This window comes from Pseudomonas sp. UBA6310 (genome assembly GCF_002438225.1).
GTDB classification, from domain to species: domain Bacteria; phylum Pseudomonadota; class Gammaproteobacteria; order Pseudomonadales; family Pseudomonadaceae; genus Pseudomonas_O; species Pseudomonas_O kuykendallii.
The window spans coordinates 59,314-76,963 of the sequence record NZ_DJTK01000083.1; the positions used below are offsets into that span (position 1 = coordinate 59,314).

General features: G+C 67.1%; 17 protein-coding genes and 1 pseudogene. 7 read left to right on the forward strand and 11 right to left on the reverse strand.

All coding sequences use genetic code 11. From position 1 onward, the window contains the following. Positions 1-197: NUDIX domain-containing protein (locus tag B3E91_RS20415; RefSeq protein ID WP_287031182.1), on the reverse strand; the 197-nt coding region annotated here is incomplete at its 3' end. 188 nt (positions 198-385) lie between these two features. Here B3E91_RS20415 and B3E91_RS20420 point away from each other — a divergent pair. After that, positions 386-1,039 carry an HAD family hydrolase gene (locus B3E91_RS20420; RefSeq protein WP_287031183.1) on the forward strand — a complete coding sequence of 218 codons (654 nt, stop codon included), beginning with the start codon at positions 386-388 and terminating at the stop codon, positions 1,037-1,039. Here the strand turns inward: B3E91_RS20420 and B3E91_RS20425 are convergent. The 4 genes from B3E91_RS20425 to ilvA are packed head-to-tail and all read right to left on the reverse strand — an operon-like array spanning position 1,026 to position 5,505. Beyond that, the gene (locus B3E91_RS20425) at positions 1,026-2,252 is read right to left on the reverse strand and encodes an MFS transporter (RefSeq protein ID WP_287031184.1); all 1,227 of its coding nucleotides are present in this window, start codon (positions 2,250-2,252) and stop codon (positions 1,026-1,028) included. The genes B3E91_RS20420 and B3E91_RS20425 overlap by 14 nt on opposite strands. Then, positions 2,252-2,719, reverse strand: coding sequence for a DUF2269 family protein (locus tag B3E91_RS20430; RefSeq protein WP_287031185.1), 468 nt, complete (start codon positions 2,717-2,719; stop codon positions 2,252-2,254). Before B3E91_RS20430 ends, B3E91_RS20425 begins: the two co-directional genes overlap by 1 nt. Next, positions 2,716-3,987 (reverse strand): SDR family oxidoreductase, encoded by a 1,272-nt coding sequence (locus B3E91_RS20435; protein ID WP_287031186.1) that lies wholly within the window; start codon positions 3,985-3,987, stop codon positions 2,716-2,718. The genes B3E91_RS20430 and B3E91_RS20435 overlap by 4 nt, the downstream gene beginning before the upstream one ends. A 3-nt stretch (positions 3,988-3,990) precedes the next feature. After that, positions 3,991-5,505, reverse strand: coding sequence for a threonine ammonia-lyase, biosynthetic (gene ilvA / locus B3E91_RS20440; protein WP_414708316.1), 1,515 nt, complete (start codon positions 5,503-5,505; stop codon positions 3,991-3,993). A 141-nt stretch (positions 5,506-5,646) separates the two neighbouring features. Here ilvA and rpiA point away from each other — a divergent pair, with 141 nt between their 5' ends. The 3 genes from rpiA (at position 5,647) to B3E91_RS20455 (ending at position 9,510) form a co-directional block, all read left to right on the forward strand. Continuing rightward, on the forward strand, positions 5,647-6,318 hold the full coding sequence (gene rpiA, locus B3E91_RS20445) for a ribose-5-phosphate isomerase RpiA (protein ID WP_287031188.1): 672 nt from the start codon (positions 5,647-5,649) through the stop codon (positions 6,316-6,318). Between the two features lie 230 nt (positions 6,319-6,548). Then, entirely contained in the window at positions 6,549-8,495 is a 1,947-nt protein-coding gene (locus B3E91_RS20450; RefSeq protein ID WP_287031189.1) for an autotransporter outer membrane beta-barrel domain-containing protein, read from the forward strand. Positions 8,496-8,736: 241 nt separating this feature from the next. Next, positions 8,737-9,510 (forward strand): cephalosporin hydroxylase family protein, encoded by a 774-nt coding sequence (locus B3E91_RS20455; RefSeq protein ID WP_287031190.1) that lies wholly within the window; start codon positions 8,737-8,739, stop codon positions 9,508-9,510. Positions 9,511-9,603: 93 nt separating this feature from the next. Here B3E91_RS20455 and B3E91_RS20460 read toward each other — a convergent pair whose 3' ends face one another. The 3 genes from B3E91_RS20460 to B3E91_RS20470 all read right to left on the reverse strand — a co-directional run bounded on the left by B3E91_RS20460 (position 9,604) and on the right by B3E91_RS20470 (position 12,859). Next, the gene (locus B3E91_RS20460) at positions 9,604-10,515 is read right to left on the reverse strand and encodes an SdiA-regulated domain-containing protein (protein WP_287031191.1); all 912 of its coding nucleotides are present in this window, start codon (positions 10,513-10,515) and stop codon (positions 9,604-9,606) included. Positions 10,516-10,688: 173 nt separating this feature from the next. Continuing rightward, a complete protein-coding gene (locus B3E91_RS20465; protein ID WP_282340253.1) occupies positions 10,689-11,354 on the reverse strand; it encodes a fumarylacetoacetate hydrolase family protein in 666 nt (221 codons plus the stop codon). Between the two features lie 113 nt (positions 11,355-11,467). After that, complete coding sequence (locus tag B3E91_RS20470; protein ID WP_287031260.1) at positions 11,468-12,859, reverse strand: FAD-binding oxidoreductase; 1,392 nt, start codon at positions 12,857-12,859, stop codon at positions 11,468-11,470. Between the two features lie 220 nt (positions 12,860-13,079). Here B3E91_RS20470 and serA point away from each other — a divergent pair, with 220 nt between their 5' ends. Further along, positions 13,080-14,309 (forward strand): phosphoglycerate dehydrogenase, encoded by a 1,230-nt coding sequence (serA, locus tag B3E91_RS20475; protein WP_287031192.1) that lies wholly within the window; start codon positions 13,080-13,082, stop codon positions 14,307-14,309. A 59-nt stretch (positions 14,310-14,368) separates the two neighbouring features. Here the strand turns inward: serA and B3E91_RS20480 are convergent, their stop codons facing one another. Continuing rightward, complete coding sequence (locus B3E91_RS20480) at positions 14,369-14,863, reverse strand: DUF523 domain-containing protein (RefSeq protein ID WP_287031193.1); 495 nt, start codon at positions 14,861-14,863, stop codon at positions 14,369-14,371. Positions 14,864-14,867: 4 nt separating this feature from the next. Then, positions 14,868-15,500: a 2OG-Fe(II) oxygenase gene (locus B3E91_RS20485; protein WP_287031194.1), complete on the reverse strand. Its 633-nt coding sequence runs from the start codon at positions 15,498-15,500 to the stop codon at positions 14,868-14,870. Positions 15,501-15,605: 105 nt separating this feature from the next. On the opposite strand from B3E91_RS20485, the gene B3E91_RS20490 reads away from it, so the two are divergent. Further along, on the forward strand, positions 15,606-16,355 hold the full coding sequence (locus B3E91_RS20490) for a DUF2059 domain-containing protein (RefSeq protein WP_287031195.1): 750 nt from the start codon (positions 15,606-15,608) through the stop codon (positions 16,353-16,355). A gap of 48 nt (positions 16,356-16,403) precedes the next feature. On the opposite strand, the gene B3E91_RS20495 is transcribed toward B3E91_RS20490, so the two are convergent. Next, positions 16,404-17,351 (reverse strand): alpha/beta hydrolase, encoded by a 948-nt coding sequence (locus tag B3E91_RS20495; RefSeq protein ID WP_282340243.1) that lies wholly within the window; start codon positions 17,349-17,351, stop codon positions 16,404-16,406. Positions 17,352-17,435: 84 nt separating this feature from the next. Here B3E91_RS20495 and B3E91_RS20500 point away from each other — a divergent pair. Continuing rightward, positions 17,436-17,650, forward strand: a pseudogene (locus tag B3E91_RS20500) (thiol-disulfide isomerase); the annotation flags it as partial.

Sequence of the window (17,650 nt, forward strand, 5' to 3'; positions counted from 1 at the left end):
CGCACATCCTGCTCCTCGAGACCGACTTCCTCGGTCAACTCGCGATAAAGCGCTTCTTCGGGGGTTTCGCGGTCGTTGATACCGCCTTGAGGGAACTGCCAGGAATCCTGATTGATGCGACGCGCCCAGAGCACCTGCCCGACATCATTAGTCAGGATGATGCCGACATTGGGGCGGAAACCATCAGGATCGATCACGGCGAACAACCTCGTAAACGCATGTTTCGGCATTGTTCCATAAAAGGGCACGCGGCCGAAAGGCGGCTGGCGCCTGCGCGCGGAGATTGGCCGAAATCGCCGTCGCGGCGTGTCGCTAATGCCGGCGTACCTGCAGCGCGCGGGGCTTTTTCGCTATGCTGCGGGCTTTTCGCCAAGAGAGGTTCACCGTGCGCCTGGCCCTATTCGATCTCGACAACACCCTCTTGGGCGGCGACAGCGACCACGCCTGGGGCGACTGGCTGTGCGCCCGCGGCATCCTCGACGGCGTCGCCTACAAGGCGCGCAACGACGCCTTCTACCAGGACTACCTGGCCGGCAAGCTGGACATCCAGGCGTACCTCAACTTCAGCCTGGAAATCCTCGGCCGCAGCGAGATGCGGCAACTGGCCGACTGGCACCTGGAATTCATGAAGGAGTGCATCGAGCCGATCATCCTGCCCAAGGGCGAGGCGCTGCTCGCCGAGCACCGCGCGGCCGGCGACAAGCTACTGATCATCACCGCCACCAACCGCTTCGTCACCCAGCCCATCGCCGCGCGCCTGGGCGTGGAGACGCTGCTCGCCACCGAGTGCGAGATGGCCGACGGGCGCTACACCGGGCGCACCACCGACGTGCCCTGCTTCAAGGAAGGCAAGGTCACGCGGCTGAACCGCTGGCTCGCGGAGAACGGCCTGGACCTTTCCGACAGCGCCTTCTACAGCGACTCGATGAACGACCTGCCACTGCTCGAGCAGGTTACCCGCCCGGTCGCCGTCGACCCCGACCCGACCCTGCGCGCCGAGGCCGAGCGCCGCGGCTGGCCGGTCATCACGCTGCGCTAAGCGGCGCCGCGCCCCGGTTGCGCCACCACAATCCGGCCAGCACGGCGAGCATCAGCCCGCCGCCGCCGTACAGCCAGATGAAACCGCCGGGCAGCGCCACCAGCAGGAACGCCAGCACCGGCCCCAGCGCGGCGCCCAGATCCTGGGCCACGGAGTAGCGCGTCATCGCCCGCACCACGTCGCCGCGCCGGGCGGCATCCGCCGCCAGCGCATCGTTGAGCGTGGTCAGCGCGGTGCACAGCAGCATCACCAGCAGGCAGGTCGGCAGCCACAGGCCCAACGGCAACCCGCTGCCGAGTCCGGCGAACCCCAGCGCGCCCAGCACCAGCGTGCCGATCAACAGCGGCAGGCGGCCGCGCGCACCGTCGCTCCAGTGACCGATGCGGCCACCCAGCCAGGTTTCCCAGCTCCAGCGCGCCGCCTGCAGCAGCCCGGACAGCGCGGTGACGCTGAGCAACAGGCCGAACAGGTCGATGCGGGCGCCGTAGTAATGCTCGATCAGGGCGCTGAGCGTCGCGGCAAGCACGCCCTGTATCAGCAGCGCGATGCAGAAGCCACTGAGCACCACGCGGTTCCAGAAGCGTCCGAGCAGCGGCTCGCCCTGCGCCACCGCCGCGGCAGCGGACGTCGCCTGCTCGTGGCCTGGCGGCAGCCGGAAGCCCATCAGCAACAGCGGGATGCCGAGCAGCGAGGCGATGCCGAAACCGGCGGCCAGCGCCGGCAATCCGTAGCGCGGCACCAGCAACCCGCCGATCAGCATGCCGCCGAGGCTGCCGAGCCGGTACAGCCCGTTGTACAGCCCCATCGCCCGCCCGCGACCGCCCTCGGCCGCGCTGTAGACCACCGTCGACATGCCGCCGATGCGGAAAAACGACCAGGCCACGCCCCACAGCGCCCGCAGCGCCAGCCAGGCGACGAAGCTGCTGGCCAGCGCGTAGCCGAGCGTGGTGATGACGCCGAGAACAACCGCCAGCAGCAGCCCGGTCTTCAGCGAGATGCGCCGGTACAGCGCGCCGATCAGCGGGTTGAACGGCAGGCGCACCAGCCGGTTCACCGACAGCAGCACGCCGACCTGCCAGAGCGAATCCAGCCCCGCCTCGCGCCAGTAGATCGGCAGGGCGATATAGAGCATCGAGTCGCCGGTCAGACAGAGGGCGGTCACCAGCGCCACGACGACGACGGCGGAGGGGGCTTTTCTGGCTGCCTGCGTCATCAGAAGCCCTTGTTCACCATGAGATGGAAGATGATCAGAAAAGCCGCGAACGCCGGCCAGCCGAGGAAGAACCACAGGCGCATGTAGCGCGCGGCGACCGGCGCGATGGGCGTGCCGTCGCGCAGCGCGTCCTCGGCGAGGCGATGGATGCGGATCTGCAGCCAGACCACCGGAAGCCAGCAGGCGCCGGCGAACACGTAGAGCCCCAGGCTCCAGAGCAGCCACGGCTGGGTGATATCGAAGCCGGCCAGGTGCGCCAGACCCAGCCCGGAAAGCGGCTGGAACACCGCCGCGGTGGCGGTGAACACCCAGTCGGCGAAGACCAGGTGGCGGAAGGTCACCGCGATCACCTCGACGCGGCCGCTGAGCCAGGCGCGCAGGCTGTAGTAGGCCGAACCCAGGCCGGTGCCGAAGAGGACCGTGGACGAGAGGATGTGCAGCGTCTTGAGGGTCAGGTAGAAGCTCATCGGCGCATTTGTCCAGCTCCAGGCTCGGTCCACAACAGCCAGAGCGTGGCGACCATGAGGACCAGATTCTTGCCCAGCGCAGCGAACGGATCGAACCAGTAGTACGGCAGGATCGCCGTGAGGATCAGGCTGTAGCCGAGCATCAGCGCCAGCTGCGCGCGCAGGGCCGGCTTGCGCCAGCGACGGCTGAGCAGACCGAGGCCGAGCAGCGCGTCGCAGACAGCACCGACGCGAACCACCCAGGCCGCGCCCTCGCCGCGCACGCCGGCCTCGGCGAGGATGCTCAGGCCCCAGTTGAAGCCCGGCCCGAGGCAGACGTAGGCGGTGCCCAGCCAGACCAGCAGCAGGGTCGCCAGCAGCAACGGGCGCAGGGCATCGCTGGCGGTGCTGCGGGCGTCCGGCCACTCGTGCAGGCGCGCGCGCAGGGGCGCCACGCGGTAGCCGCAGGCATCCTGCAGCGGCTCGCCGGAGGCGATGTTGTCGCGCCGCGCCAGCGTGCGCGTCTGCGAATTCAGCGCGCGCCAGCCGAAGGTGTCGCCGAGGAAGGCGCCGATCGCCGCCAGCCAGCCCGGCAGCGCGAAGGTCAATGCGCGCCCGCGGCCCTGCTGGCAACGCAGCAGCTGGACGATCTCGGCCTGGGTCATCGGCTCGCCGCCCACCACCGGAAGCACGCAGGATTCCTCCGGCCAGTGGCGCAGCAGCGCCAGCACGGCGCCTACCAGATCGTCGATGTGCAACGGCTGCAGCTGCGCGCGGGTATCCAGCAGCGGCGCCAGCGGCCACACCGACAGGCGCCCGAGCCAGGCGCTGCTGGCGCTGCCCTGGCCGAGTACCAGCGACGGGCGCAGCACCACGGCCGGCACGCCGAGTTCGAGCAGGTGGTCGTCGGCGATGGCCTTGCTGGCGAGAAAGGGCACGTCGCGCTGGCTGCCGGCACCTAGCGCGGAAATGTGGATGACCTTCACCGGCCATTGCGCGGCGAGGTCGAAGAGCGCGCGGGTGCCGCGGTGCTGCACGCGGTCGAGGTGTTCGGCGTCGGTATCGAGCAGCCCGGCAGCGTTGATCAGCAGCTCGACCTGCTCCGGCCAGGCGAACGCCGTGGGGTCGTCCGCCAGCGTGGCGAGGTCCAGCGCGCGCCAGCTGACGCCCGGCAGCTCGGCGCCTCGTCCCGAGCGCGAGGTGGCGACCACTTCATGGCCGCCCGCCTGCAAGGCTGTCAGCAGGTGACGGCCGATGAAACCGCCCGCGCCCACCAACAGGATGCGCATCGGTCAGCCGAGGAACAGTTTGTAGGCGGGGTTCTCGGTCTCGTCCCAGTAGGGATAGCCGATGGCTTCCAGCGCGGCCGGCACCTGGTGACGCTCCTCCGGCGGCACCTGCAGCGCGGCCAGCACGCGACCGTCGGCGGCGCCATGGTTGCGGTAATGGAACATCGAGATGTTCCAGCGCCCGCCGAGCTTGTTGAGGAAGTTGAACAGCGCGCCCGGCCGCTCGGGGAACTCGAAGCGCAGCACCATCTCGTCGTCGACCTGCGCGCTGTGGCCGCCGACCATGTGGCGGATGTGCAGCTTGGCCAGCTCGTTGTCGGTCAGGTCGAGCACCGGGAAACCCTGGCCACGGAGGTTTTCCACCAGCGCCGCGCGCGGGTCGTGCTCCGGTTGGGTCTGCACGCCGACGAATATCTGCGCCTCGCGCTCGCTGTGGTAGCGGTAGTTGAATTCGGTGATCTGGCGCTTGCCGATCGCCTCGCAGAAGGCCTTGAAGCTGCCGGGCTGCTCGGGGATGGTCACGGCGATGATCGCCTCGCGCTTCTCGCCCAGCTCGGCGCGTTCGGCGACGTGGCGCAGGCGGTCGAAGTTGACGTTGGCGCCGGAGTCGATCGCCACCAGTGTCTGCCCGCGCACGCCGTCGCGCTCGACGTACTTCTTGATTCCGGCCACGCCCAGCGCGCCGGCCGGCTCGGTGATCGAGCGGGTGTCGTCGTAGATATCCTTGATCGCCGCGCAGATTTCGTCGGTGCTGACGGTGATCACTTCGTCGACGTAATGCCGGCAGATCTCGAAGTTGTGCAGGCCGATCTGCGCCACGGCGACACCGTCGGCGAACAGCCCGACCTGCGGCAGCACCACGCGCTCGCCGGCGGCCAGCGCCTGCTGCAGGCAATTGGAATCGTCCGGCTCGACGCCGATGACCTTGGTCTGCGGGCGCAGGTACTTGATGTACGCGGCGATCCCGGAAATCAGGCCGCCACCGCCGACCGGAACGAACACCGCATCCAGCGGGCCCTGGTGCTGGCGGAGGATTTCCATCGCCACGGTGCCCTGACCGGCGATCACGTGCGGGTCGTCGTAGGGGTGGATGTAGACGTAGCCCTTTTCCTCGACCAGTTTCAGCGAATGCGCCAGCGCCTCGGGGAACGCGTCGCCGTGCAGCACCACCTTGCCGCCGCGGGCGCGCACGCCCTGCACCTTCAGCTCGGGCGTGGTGCGCGGCATGACGATGGTCGCCTCGATGCCCAGCTCGCGGGCGGCCAGCGCCAGGCCCTGCGCATGGTTGCCAGCGGAAGCGGTGACCACGCCGTGCGCCAGCTCCTCGGCGGACAGCTGCGCCAGCTTGTTGTAGGCGCCACGCACCTTGAAGGAATACACCGGCTGCAGGTCTTCGCGCTTGAGCAGAATCGGGTTGCCCAGGCGCTCACTGAGCTGCCGGGCGGGCTGCAGCGGGGTTTCCACGGCGACGTCGTAGACGCGCGAGCTGAGGATCTTCTTGACGTACTGTTCGAGCATCACGGCTTCACTGGCGGGCACTTCGGGGACCCGGAAGTCTACTCCAGCCGTTCCGCCACGGACCACAACGAATGCGCGGTTTTGGCGGTTCGCACGGCTATAATGGCGTCTTTTGAAAGCCCCAGCGGCGCGGAAACGGACATGACCCAGGACCAACTCAAGCAGGCGGTGGCCCAGGCCGCGGTCGACTTCATCCTCCCCAAACTCGACGCCAAGAGCATCGTCGGCGTCGGCACCGGCTCCACCGCCAACTGCTTCATCGACGCGCTGGCCCGGCACAAGATGGAATTCGACGGCGCCGTGGCCAGCTCCGAAGCCACCGCCGCGCGCCTCAAGGGCCACGGGATTCCGGTCTACGAGCTGAACACGGTCAGCGACCTTGAGTTCTACGTCGACGGCGCCGACGAAGCCAACGACCGCCTGGAGCTGATCAAGGGCGGCGGCGCCGCGCTGACCCGCGAGAAGATCGTCGCCGCGGTGGCCCGCACCTTCATCTGCATCGCCGATGGCAGCAAACGCGTGCCGCTGCTCGGCGGCTTCCCGCTGCCCGTGGAAGTGATCCCCATGGCGCGCAGCCACGTCGCCCGGCAGATCGTCAAACTCGGCGGCGACCCGGTGTACCGCGACGGTGTGCTGACCGACAACGGCAACATCATCCTCGACGTGCACAACCTGCGCATCGACAGCCCTATGGCGCTCGAGGAAGACCTCAACAACATCGTCGGCGTGGTCACCAACGGGCTGTTCGCCGCGCGCCCCGCCGACCTGCTGCTGCTCGGCACCGCCGACGGCGTGCGAACGCTGACCCGCTGAGGGCGGCTCACCCACCCAGCCGTCTCTGCCGCCAAGCGAAGCGCACCTGCCCGGTGCGCTTTTTTTATGCCCTTGGAACGGGCCTCACAGCCCAATGTAAAGAGCCTGATACAAACGTGTACAAAGGCGACTCATTCGGACAGCCAGGCGCCAACCTGACGTTCGTGCCAGGTTGAGGCGCACATCCTGCAAACGGCCCAGCGCCAAAAAACAAACCGCAGGAGCGTCTCGTGTCAAAGCTTTCGATTCTGAGCCTGGCCCTCGCCAGTGCCCTGCTGCCCAACTGGGCAGCCGCATACGAGTACGGCGAGCATGCCGCCACTACACTCGACACCCTGATCAACGACTATCCGGGTCGCTATCGGGGCACCGCGAACTTCGCCGGCGCCGCCGACTGGATGGCGGCACAGATGGGCAACAGCTACACCCTGAGCCGGCAGAATTTCACCTGGTCCAACGGCACCCGCGCGTCGCAGAACGTCATCGCCTCCGCCGCCGGCACCACCGACCGATACGTGGTCATCGGCGCCCACTTCGATACCTACTACGGCCGCCCCACCCTGCAGGGCGTGGATGACAACGGTTCCGGCGCCGCGGTGCTCACCGAGATCGCGCGCAACCTCGGTGGCCTGAAGATGGAGAACGGCGTGCAGATCGTCGGCTTCGGCGCCGAGGAAGAAGGCCTGCGCGGCTCGGCCGCCTACGTCGCCTCGCTGGACGCCACCCAGCGCGCCAACATGCTCGGCATGATCAACCTCGACAGCCTGATCACCGGCGACATGATGTACGCCCACGCCGGCATCAACAGCGCAGAGAACCCCGCGCTGGCCGCCTGGCGCGAACAGACCTTTCGCATCGCGAAGGAGCTGAACATCGAGTTGCACAGCAACCCCGGTCTCAACGACGAATATCCAGTTGGCACGGGCTGCTGCAGCGATGGCGAATCCTTCGAGAACCTCGGCGTGCCGATCCTCTACATCGAGGCGACCAACTGGGACATCGGCGACCTGGACGGCTACGAGCAGACCACCAACCCGGCGATTCCCGGTGGCGCGACCTGGCACAACCCGGCGCTGGACAACGAGGAAGTGCTGACCGACGCCTTCGGCGCCGAGCGCATCGAGCAGCGCCTGCGCGACTACTCGCGCCTGCTAAGCCGCCTGGTACTGGAACTGACCAACGCCGACCTGCTGGCCTCCACCGCATCCGGCGGTGCCGTCGCGCGCAACATGCAGGACAACCTGCAGCGCCAGCACCAGACCCTCAGCCGCCTGCACGAACGCCGCTGGCTGACACTGCAGAGCATGAGTCGTGAAACCGGCAGCTTCGACGGCGAGATCGGTGCCGACGGCGAAATCTCCCCCGACCAGGGCTTCGACAAGGCTCCCAACCCGGAGGCTCGTCGCTTCGGCCTGTACATGCTCGGCGACTATCAGCTCAGCGACAGCCTTAACCTGGGTGCCAGCCTGAGCTACCAGAACGGTCGCGACGAACTGGAACATCGCGGCAAGCTGGACAACGACACCTGGCTGGCCGGCGTCTACGCCCTGCTCAACGACGGCGGCCCGGCCTGGCTGGCCGGCGACCTCAGCCTGGGTCACGCCAGCTTCGACAGTGATCGCCACCTGCAGATCCAGAGTGACGGCGGCCCGGTGCTCCTCGACCAGGAACTCAGCGGCGACACCAGCGCGCTGTTCTGGAGCGCCCGCGTCGAAGGCGGCTACGACTTCAGCTTCGGCGAACTGCGCAGCGGCCCCTTCGCCGGCCTGGACTACAGCCACTACCGCATCGACAGCTTCAACGAACGCGAAGACCTGCGCACCGCGCTCGGCTACGAGGATCAGACCTTCGACTCGCTGGAAGCCAGCCTCGGCTGGCGCCTGCGCGGCAACCTGGCACTGGGCAACGGCATGCAGTTGCAGCCCTACGGCAGCGTGGCACTGGTCAAGGAACTGGGTGACGGTCGCCTCGAAGACATCGACCTGGTCAGCCGTGGCGATCGCCAGGTGCGGGTCGCCGAACTCGGCAGCGTGGACACCCGCTTCGGCCGCGCCCGACTGGGCAGCCGCCTGCTGATCAACCCGATGTTCGCCGTGTTCGCCGAAGCGAACAGCCGCTTCGGCCACAGCGAAGGCAGCCAGACCGGCTACTCGCTGGGGGTCAGCCTGCAGTTCTGACGCAAGGCGCCACGCCGCAATGGCGTGGCGCTCACCCGGCGGGTTTCCCGAACGTGTAGAAGGAAGCCGATCACCCGCCTCCCGGAAACGACGGTTCTGCCGAGGCCCAAACAGCCGGCGGAGTGGCTCGCCAATCCTGTGCACATCCTGCTCGGTCTGCCTGCGGTTGGAGCCCGATGGATTGCCACCCGTCCTGGCATGCGACACTCTTGCGCGCCGTGCGGTATTCCAGGAGAACCCGATGAGGATGCAAATCGACACCCGCCAGGGCACCTTGTGCATCGAGGAGGAGGATGGAGCCGAGCGAATCGAGCCGCTGTACTCTGCCGAAGCCTTTCGCCTTGTTTCCAGCGTCTGGCTGAAGCAGGAGTGGAACCGCCTGCACTGGCAGTCCTTCTCCTGGTTCGGCCTGCCGATCCACCAGTTCCCCGACGACCTGTTGCGCCTACAGGAAGTGGTGGTCGCGGTGAAGCCGGAGGTAATCGTCGAGACCGGTATCTGTCAGGGCGGCAGCGTGCTGTTCTTCGCCACGCTGTGCCGTCTGCTGGGCAAAGGCCGGGTCATCTCGGTGGATATCCACATTCCCGCCGGGCTACGCGAGCACATCGAAAACGGCCCGTTCGCCGACCTGGTCACCCTGATCGAAGGCGACTCCAGCAACCCGGAAATCGTCGAGAGGGTGCATGCGCTGGCGGGCAAGCCGCAGAGTGCTTTCGTCTTTCTCGACAGCGACCATTCGAAGGCACACGTAAGGCGTGAACTGGAAGCCTATAGCGACCTGGTGGCGCCGGGCTCTTACATCGTCGCGGCGGACGGGGTGATGGAAAGCCTTTTCGATACGCCGCTGGGTCAGCCGGAATGGGACCTGGACAACCCCGCCGCTGCCGCGAGGGAGTTCGTTGTCGCGCATCCGGCATTCGAGATTCGCCGCCCACGGGCGCTGCATGGCGAAGAGCACGTCGTCGAAGCGCTCACCTACTGGCCGGATGCCTGGCTGTATCGGAAAGCCCCCTGAGCGGGACCTCCACAGCGCGATTCGGAGGGAGCCTGCAGAGGACCGACGCAGTGAAAGAACGGTGACGCGCTGACGCGGGACACTGGCCTTCGGTTACCTGGCGGGTTTCTCGAACTTGTAGAAGAGGTTCGGCTCGCTGACCACGTACAACGCGCCCTCGTCGTCCATCGCTAGCCCCTCGGCTTGCGGGACGCTGTTCGCCAGACCGCTCTGGCCGGCGCGCAGCGACAGGCTGCTGATCGGCCGGCCCTCCACGTCCAGCTCCAGGATCATCCGCGACTCGTCGGAGAGCACCAGCAGATGGCCGCTCTGGCGGTCGTACTCGAGACTGGAAAGGTCGCGCACGAATAGCCTGGCATCGCGCTTGCGATCCTCCAGTACGTGCACCGAGATCGACTCCGGCGACGTGCCGTAGGGGAACCCGCGGACCTCGTAGATCCGCACCGGATCGCGCTCCTTGGCGACGAACAGACGCTTGCCCGCGGTATCGTAGCCGAGCCCCTCAAAGCCTTTGTTGCCGTTTGTGCCGATCCCCAAGGAGAGCTTCTGCGCCGAGCTCGCGTCGACCGAGCGGGTGTCCTCGTCCAGTTGCACGCGCACCAGTTGCTGGCGGCGCTCGTCGGCGATCACGTAGACGTTGGGTTCGATGTACTCGACCGCCTCGGGGTCCTTGAAACCCACCAGCTCGACGCTGCGCAGCAGGCGCCCGTCCAGCGACAGCTCGACCAGACGCTGATGCTTGTTGGTCACCGAGAACAGCGTCTTGCGGTCCGGGTCGTAGGTCAGCGCCGAGAGGTCCTCGTCGAGGCCTTCGATCGGCTGGCCGTCCAGCGTCACCCGGTAATCGGGCAGCCATACCGAGCGCGCTTCCCACGCATCGGCGTGGCGCCATTCCTGGAGCGCGAACCAGCCGCGCTCGAACAGGCGGAAGTACTGTCCGCTGAGCACCAGCAGGACGGCCAGCGAGGCGGCCAGGAGTATTTTCGGATTCAGGGCGACACGCATCGAAACTACTACTCGGAAGGGGAAGGTGGCGCAGGGATATCAGGCGGAGCTTACGCCGAGCTGAACGCCCGGCAGGATGCCCGGCAGGATGCCCGATGAGGCTTTCGCCAAGCCGTCGAAAGCCCGTCGGATCATCGCCCTCGGTGGCCCGCCGCGCGGCGGGCCGCCGGACGTCAAAGCACCTGGCTGTCGAAGCTCGAACGGCCGACCAGTTCCAGCTTCAGGGTGCTGCCCGAGGCGAGCGGACCGACGCCCACCGGCGTACCGGTGGAGATCACGTCGCCCGGTTGCAGGCTGAAGTGGCTGGCGATGTGCTGGATCAGCGGCAGGATCGGGTTGAGCATGTCGCGACTGTTGCCGTCCTGGCGCACTTCGCCGTCGATCACCAGGCGGATGCCGATGTCGCCCAGGTCGCTGATCGAATCGCCCGGAACGAACGGCGCGAGGACGAAGGCGCCGTCGAACGACTTGGCCAGCTCCCACGGGTAGCCCTTCTCCTTCAGCTTGGCCTGCACGTCGCGCAGGGTCAGGTCGAGGGCCGGGGCGAAACCGGAGATGGCGTCGATGACTTCCTCTTCGCTCGGCGTGCGCGACAGCGGCTTGCCGATCAGCACGGCGATTTCCGCCTCGTAGTGCACCGAACCGCGATCCTGGGGAATGCTGAAGCCGCCGGCGATCGGCACCACGCAACTGCCCGGCTTGATGAACAGCAGCGGTTCAGTCGGCACGGCGTTGTTGAGTTCCTTGGCATGCTCGGCGTAGTTGCGACCGATGCAGACCACTTTGCCCATGGGGAAGTGGATATGGGTGCCGTCGACATATTGATGCTGGTAACTCATGGGGCGACTCCTTGGGCAGGGGTGGAAGGGAAAACCGTTGGGGTTTCAGACCGCAGGCCGGGCCAGCGCCCGCCTGCGTAACTGCATGAAGCGCATCCCCGCGCCCGCGGCGCTCAGACGAAGATCTTGCCAGGGTTCATGATGCCGTTCGGGTCGAACGCGGCCTTGATGGCCCTCATGTAGGCTATTTCAGCCGGTGAGCGGCTGTAGGTCAGATAATCGCGCTTGGTCATGCCGACGCCGTGCTCGGCGGAGATCGACCCGTTGTACTTCTGCACCGTCTCGAACACCCACTTGTTCACCGCGGCGCACTTGCCGAAGAACTCGTCCTTGCTGAGATTGGCCGGCTTGAGGATGTTCAGATGCAGGTTGCCGTCGCCGATGTGTCCGTACCAGAGCACTTCGAAATCCGGATAGTTGGTGCTGACGATGGCATCGATGTCGGCCAGGAAAGCCGGCACTTTCGAGACGGTGACCGAGATATCGTTCTTGTACGGGGTGAAGGGCGCGATGGTTTCCGAGATGTCCTCGCGCAGCCGCCAAAGGTTGCGCAGCTGGGTTTCGCTCTGGCTCATCACGCCATCGACCACCCAGCCCTGTTCGACGCAGTGCTCGAAGGTGGCCAGCGCCTCGTCGGCGCGCTGTTCGGTGATGGCCTCGAACTCGAGCAGCGCATAGAAGGCGCAGCGGGTCTCGAACGGCGCCGGGATGTCGCCACGCTCGAGAATCTTGCCCAGCGCGTTGTCGGCGAAGAACTCGAAGGCGGTCAGGTCCATCTTGCTCTGGAAGGCGTGCAGCACCGGCATGATCGACTCGAAGTCCGGCGTGCCGAGGACCATCGCGGTGAGGTTGGTCGGCTGGCGCTCCAGGCGCATGGTGGCCTCGACGACGAAGCCCAGCGTGCCTTCGGCGCCGATGAACAGGTGGCGCAGGTCGTAACCGGTGGCGTTCTTCGCCAGGTCCTTGTTCAGCTCCAGCAACTCGCCCTCGCCGGTGACGACCTTCAGGCCGACCACCCAGTTGCGGGTCATGCCATAGCGGATCACCTTGATCCCGCCGGCGTTGGTGCCGATGTTGCCGCCGATCTGGCTGGAGCCGGCCGAGGCGAAGTCCACCGGGTAGTACAGGCCGTTTTCCTCGGCGAAGTTCTGCAGCTGTTCGGTGATCACGCCGGGCTGGCAGACCACCGAGCGGTCGGTGGCGTTGAAGTCGAGGATGCGGTTCATGTAATCGAACGCCACCACCACCTCGCCATGCGCGGCGACGGCGGCGGCCGACAGCCCGGTGCGGCCGCCCGAGGGCACCAGCGCGACGCGATGCTGGTTGGCCCAGCGCACGATGGCCTGCACTTCCTCGACGGTCTTCGGAAAGACAATGGCGGACGGCGCCGGCGCGTAGTGCTTGGTCCAGTCCTTGCCGTAGGTGTCCAGCGACGCGCTGTCGGTCAGCACCTTGCCGGGCTCGACCAGGGTTTTCAGCGCTTCGATCAGGGCGGGGTCGATCAGGGCAGCATCGGTCATCAGTGCAACTCTCGTGTCGTTCATGCGCCACCTGAGAAGCTTTCAGGTCGCAGCCAAGCCAGAAAAAAGGAGATCATGTTAGCATGCACTCCCCGTGGATCGCGCCTCCCAGGCGATTCCGGGCGGTTTCACACGAGCAGCCCCGGGCTGCCGTCTCCTGCCACTTTTGCCGGATTACCGGCTCCGGGACAACAGGTTCAAGCAGATGAGCAAGACCTCCCTCGACAAGAGCAAGATCAAGTTCCTTCTTCTCGAAGGCGTCCACCAGAATGCCGTGGATACCCTGAAGGCGGCTGGTTACAGCAACATCGAATTCATCAAGACGGCGCTCTCCGGCGACGAGCTGAAGAACAAGATCGCTGACGCCCACTTCATCGGCATCCGCTCGCGCACCCAGTTGACCGAAGAAGTCTTCGACTGCGCGAAGAAACTGGTGGCGGTCGGCTGCTTCTGCATCGGCACCAACCAAGTCGACCTGAGCGCGGCCCGCGAGCGCGGTATCGCGGTGTTCAACGCGCCCTACTCGAATACCCGCTCGGTGGCCGAACTGGTGCTCGCCGAAGCCATCCTGCTGCTGCGCGGCATCCCCGAGAAGAACGCTTCCTGCCACCGTGGCGGCTGGATCAAGAGCGCGGCGAACTCCTTCGAGATTCGTGGCAAGAAGCTCGGCATCGTCGGCTACGGCTCGATCGGCACCCAGCTCTCGGTCCTCGCCGAAGCGCTGGGCATGCAGGTCAGCTTCTACGACGTGGTGACCAAGCTGCCGCTGGGCAACGCCACCCAGGTCAGCAACCTGCACGACCTGCTCGGCCAGAGTGACATCGTCACCCTGCACGTGCCGGAACTGCCGTCCACCCAGTGGATGATCGGCGAGCGCGAGATCCGTGCGATCAAGAAGGGCGGCATCCTGATCAACGCCGCCCGCGGCACCGTGGTCAAACTCGACGCGCTGGCCGAAGCGATCAAGGACGAGCACCTGATCGGCGCGGCCATCGACGTGTTCCCGGTGGAGCCCAAGTCCAACGACGACATCTTCGAAAGCCCGCTGCGCGGCCTGGATCGCGTGATCCTGACCCCGCACATCGGCGGTTCCACCGCCGAGGCGCAGGCCAACATCGGCCTGGAAGTCGCCGAGAAGCTGGTCAAGTACAGCGACAACGGCACCTCGGTGTCCTCGGTCAACTTCCCCGAAGTCGCCCTGCCGGCGCACCCGGGCAAGCACCGCCTGCTGCATATCCATCAGAACATTCCGGGCGTGATGAGCGAGATCAACAAGGTCTTCGCCGACAACGGCATCAACATTTCCGGTCAGTTCCTGCAGACCAACGACAAGGTCGGCTACGTGGTCATCGACGTCGATGCCACCTATTCCGACCTGGCGCTGGAGAAGCTGCACCAGATCAACGGCACCATCCGTACCCGCGTGCTGTTCTAAGCGCGGCGCGGCAATGAAAAGGGAGGCCTCGGCCTCCCTTTTTCATGCGGGCGAAAGCGTCAGCCGCGCCCTTCCAGCTCCGCCAGCGCCTGCGCCACCTCGGCGAACTGCCCCTCGTGGAACACCCGCACACCGGCCTGGCGCAGCAGCGCGGCGGTCACGCCTTCGCCCTCGACCAGGGTGCCGGAGAAGCTGCCGTCGTAGTTCTGCAGGTTGCCGCAGGAGGGGCTGCGCGCCTTCAGCACGGCCAGGCGGATGCCGTGCTGGCGAACCAGGGCCAAGGCGACCTCGGCGCCACGGACGAAGGCCGCGGTGACGTCAGTGCCGTCGACGGTGAGCACCGACAGACGCCCGTCGAGCACCTCGGCGCCCTGCCCTCTGGGGATTTCCGCCGGCGGGCGCGGCGTCGGCAGGCCCCCGGCGACTTCCGGGCAGACGGCAACCACGCGGCCCTCGGCCTGCCACTGCTGCAACGGTGAGAACGGCCCATGGGCGCCGCCGTCATAGCGCACGCGCTGGCCGAGCAGGCAGCGGCTGACGAGCAGTTTTTCCATGGAATCAGAGGACGTTGTCGCTGCGCCGGCGGAACCAGCCGGTCAACGACAGGCGATCACGGCTGGCCGGCAGCACTTCGTGGGCGAACTCCGCGGAGACGAAGCAGGCCAGGGTGCCGGCCTCGGGCAGCACGTCGAGGCTGCGCGACTCGTCCAGGTAAAGGCGCAGTGCGCCGCCCTGCTCCGGCAGCCAGTCCGGATTGAGGTAGAACACCACGGTGATTGTGCGCAGGTCGTCGTCGCGGAAGCGATCGAAATGGCGCAGGTAGTAGGCGCCGGGCGCGTAGAAGGCGAAGTGGCATTCCAGTTCCTCGAGGCCGAGAAACAGCTGGCGATTGAGCGCCTGGCGCAGCGCCTCCATGGCCTCCAAGAACTGCTCGCAGGCAGCCGACTGCCCGCCCTCGATCCACAGAATCCGGTCGCCCCGAATGCCCTCGACGATCGCCTGCCCGGCGGCCCGGCCGATCGCCGCCGGGGCCAGTTCCCCTGCGGCCGCGCGGGAACGGCACTCTTGCGCCAGTTCGGCGGTCAGAGACTGCGGGAGAAAGGCAGGCTGCTGCGACCAACCCTGCACGGCAAGGTCATCGATCAGGGCTTGCAACGACGGTAGGTTCGGGGGGGTCGACATGCGCGGCATTCTAGCAGGCCGGATCGACGCGCAACCGTCGCAGATCATCTCCCGCGCGCTCGACAATGCCGGCCACCGGCCCCGACAATACGTCCCCTGCCCACAGGAGCTTCCATGCGCGTATTTCTCAGCCTGATTCTCGTCTTCCTCAGCCTCGGCGCCCGCGCCGATGCGTACAGCGACCTTTACCAGGCCGCCGGCTGGCCGCAGCAACGCGCGCATTTCAGCGATGCCCTGGGCGCCGCCCAGCAGCGCTACCGCAGCACCCTGCCGCCGGCGGTCTACCAGACGCTGGTGGAGAACAGCAATCGGCGTTTCGCGCCGCAGGCGATGGACCAGCGGGCGATCGGCGCGCTGCGCGAAAACCTGCCCCAACCGCAACCCGCACTGGCGTTCTTCCAGGCGCCGCTGGGACGCAAGATCGTCGCCGCCGAGCAGCTCGCCACCCGCAGCGACCAGCTCGCCCGTCACGCCAACGGCCTGCCGCCGATCGAGGCCAGCGCCACCCGCCGGCTGCTGGTACGGCACCTGGCGCAGGCGATCCCGATTGGCGACGCCGCCGCGGAGGTCAGCCTGGCGCTGGCCGGCGTCGCGGCCGACAGCCTCAGCCAGATGATCCCCGGCCTGCTCGGCGGCGGTCAGGCGCAGGGCATGCTCGATGGCCAGCGGCAGCGGATGAAGCAGCAGATCGAGGGCAACATCGACAACACGCTGCTGCACGTCTACAGCGAACTGTCCGACCCGGAACTGGAGGAGTACGTCACCTTCGCCGAGTCGCCCGACGGCAAGCAGTATTACCAGGCCGCCCTGGCCGCCCTGCGCGCCGGTCTGGCGGCGAACGCGACAACCTCCCAGGGCATCTGATTCGCCCGCGCCGCACCGCCACGCGCAGTGCGGCAGGCGACGCCCGACTCAGCCTTCGAGACGCTGGCTGAGAAACTCGAAATAGCGCTCGCGCAGCGCTTCCCTCTCGTTGGCCAGATGATGCTTGGCGTCCGCCAGCATCAGCACCTGCGGCGTGGCGAACTTGTCTTCCAGCACTTCGAGGTTGTGCCGCCAGTCGACGGTCAGGTCGGCGTCGCCCTGGACGATCAGCGGGCTGCGCCGGCTGCGCGGCGCACCCTCGATCTTCGGCACCCAGCGTGACAGCGCGCCGACCCAGGCGGTGGGCAGAGTTCGCGGCTGCAGCGGGTCGAGGCGATGGACGAAGTCGATGAACTCCGCATCGCCGGAGTTGACGCTGAAGCGTCGCGGGATGGATTCGACGAAGGGCTTGAGCAGCCGATAGCTCAGCTGCGACCAGCCCCACGAACGCGGCCGCACCAGCGGCGCCAGGAGGATGGTTTCACCGAGCTGCGCCGCCGGCTCGCCGAGCAGCAGGTGATCGAGCAGGATCGCCCCGCCGGTGCTCTGCCCGCACAGGTGCCAGGGTTGCGGCAGATCCAGCGTCGCCGCTTCGGCGATCAGCCCCTGCAGCACGGTCTGGTACTCGGCGAAATCGCCGATGCTCGCACGCTCGCCGCTGGACAGCCCGTGGCCCGGCAGGTCGCAGGCGAGCACCGCGTAGTTCATTCGCAGCGCCCAGTCGATCACGTGGCGATAAAGCCCCATGTGATCGTAGTAGCCGTGCAGCAGCAGCAGGCTGGCGACCGGCTTGGGCGGCAACCAGGCCTGCACGACGATCTGGTAGTCGCCGGCCTGGAAGCAGCCCAGCCGGCTACGCACCTGCGGATGCCGCGCCACCGGGTCCAGCCCGTAGTAGTGGCGGTAGCCGAGCACCTGCGGCGCGTCCTCCTCGTCGGCGGACAGGCGCCTGAGCGCCAGGCGCAGGCTATCGGGCTGGAAGGGAGGCGACGACATGGATACTCCGGGGACTCGCTTGACGTTCGACATTCTACCCGCGCCGCCGGCATGGCAAGCTATGCCACCCTCGGAAACCGCCGTATGCCCATGTCGCCGCGCCGCAAAATCGTTCTCGCCACCCTCTTCGGCCTGATCTGGCTGATCGCCCTGCTGTTCGCCATCTGGTGGTACCAGGCGCGCTACATCCGCGCGTTCGACAACCGCACCACGCTGTTCGACGGCGGCAGCCTGCAACTGCCGGCGCGCCTCGCCGGGCCGGGGCCGGTGCGCCTGGTGCACTTCTGGGACCCGGCCTG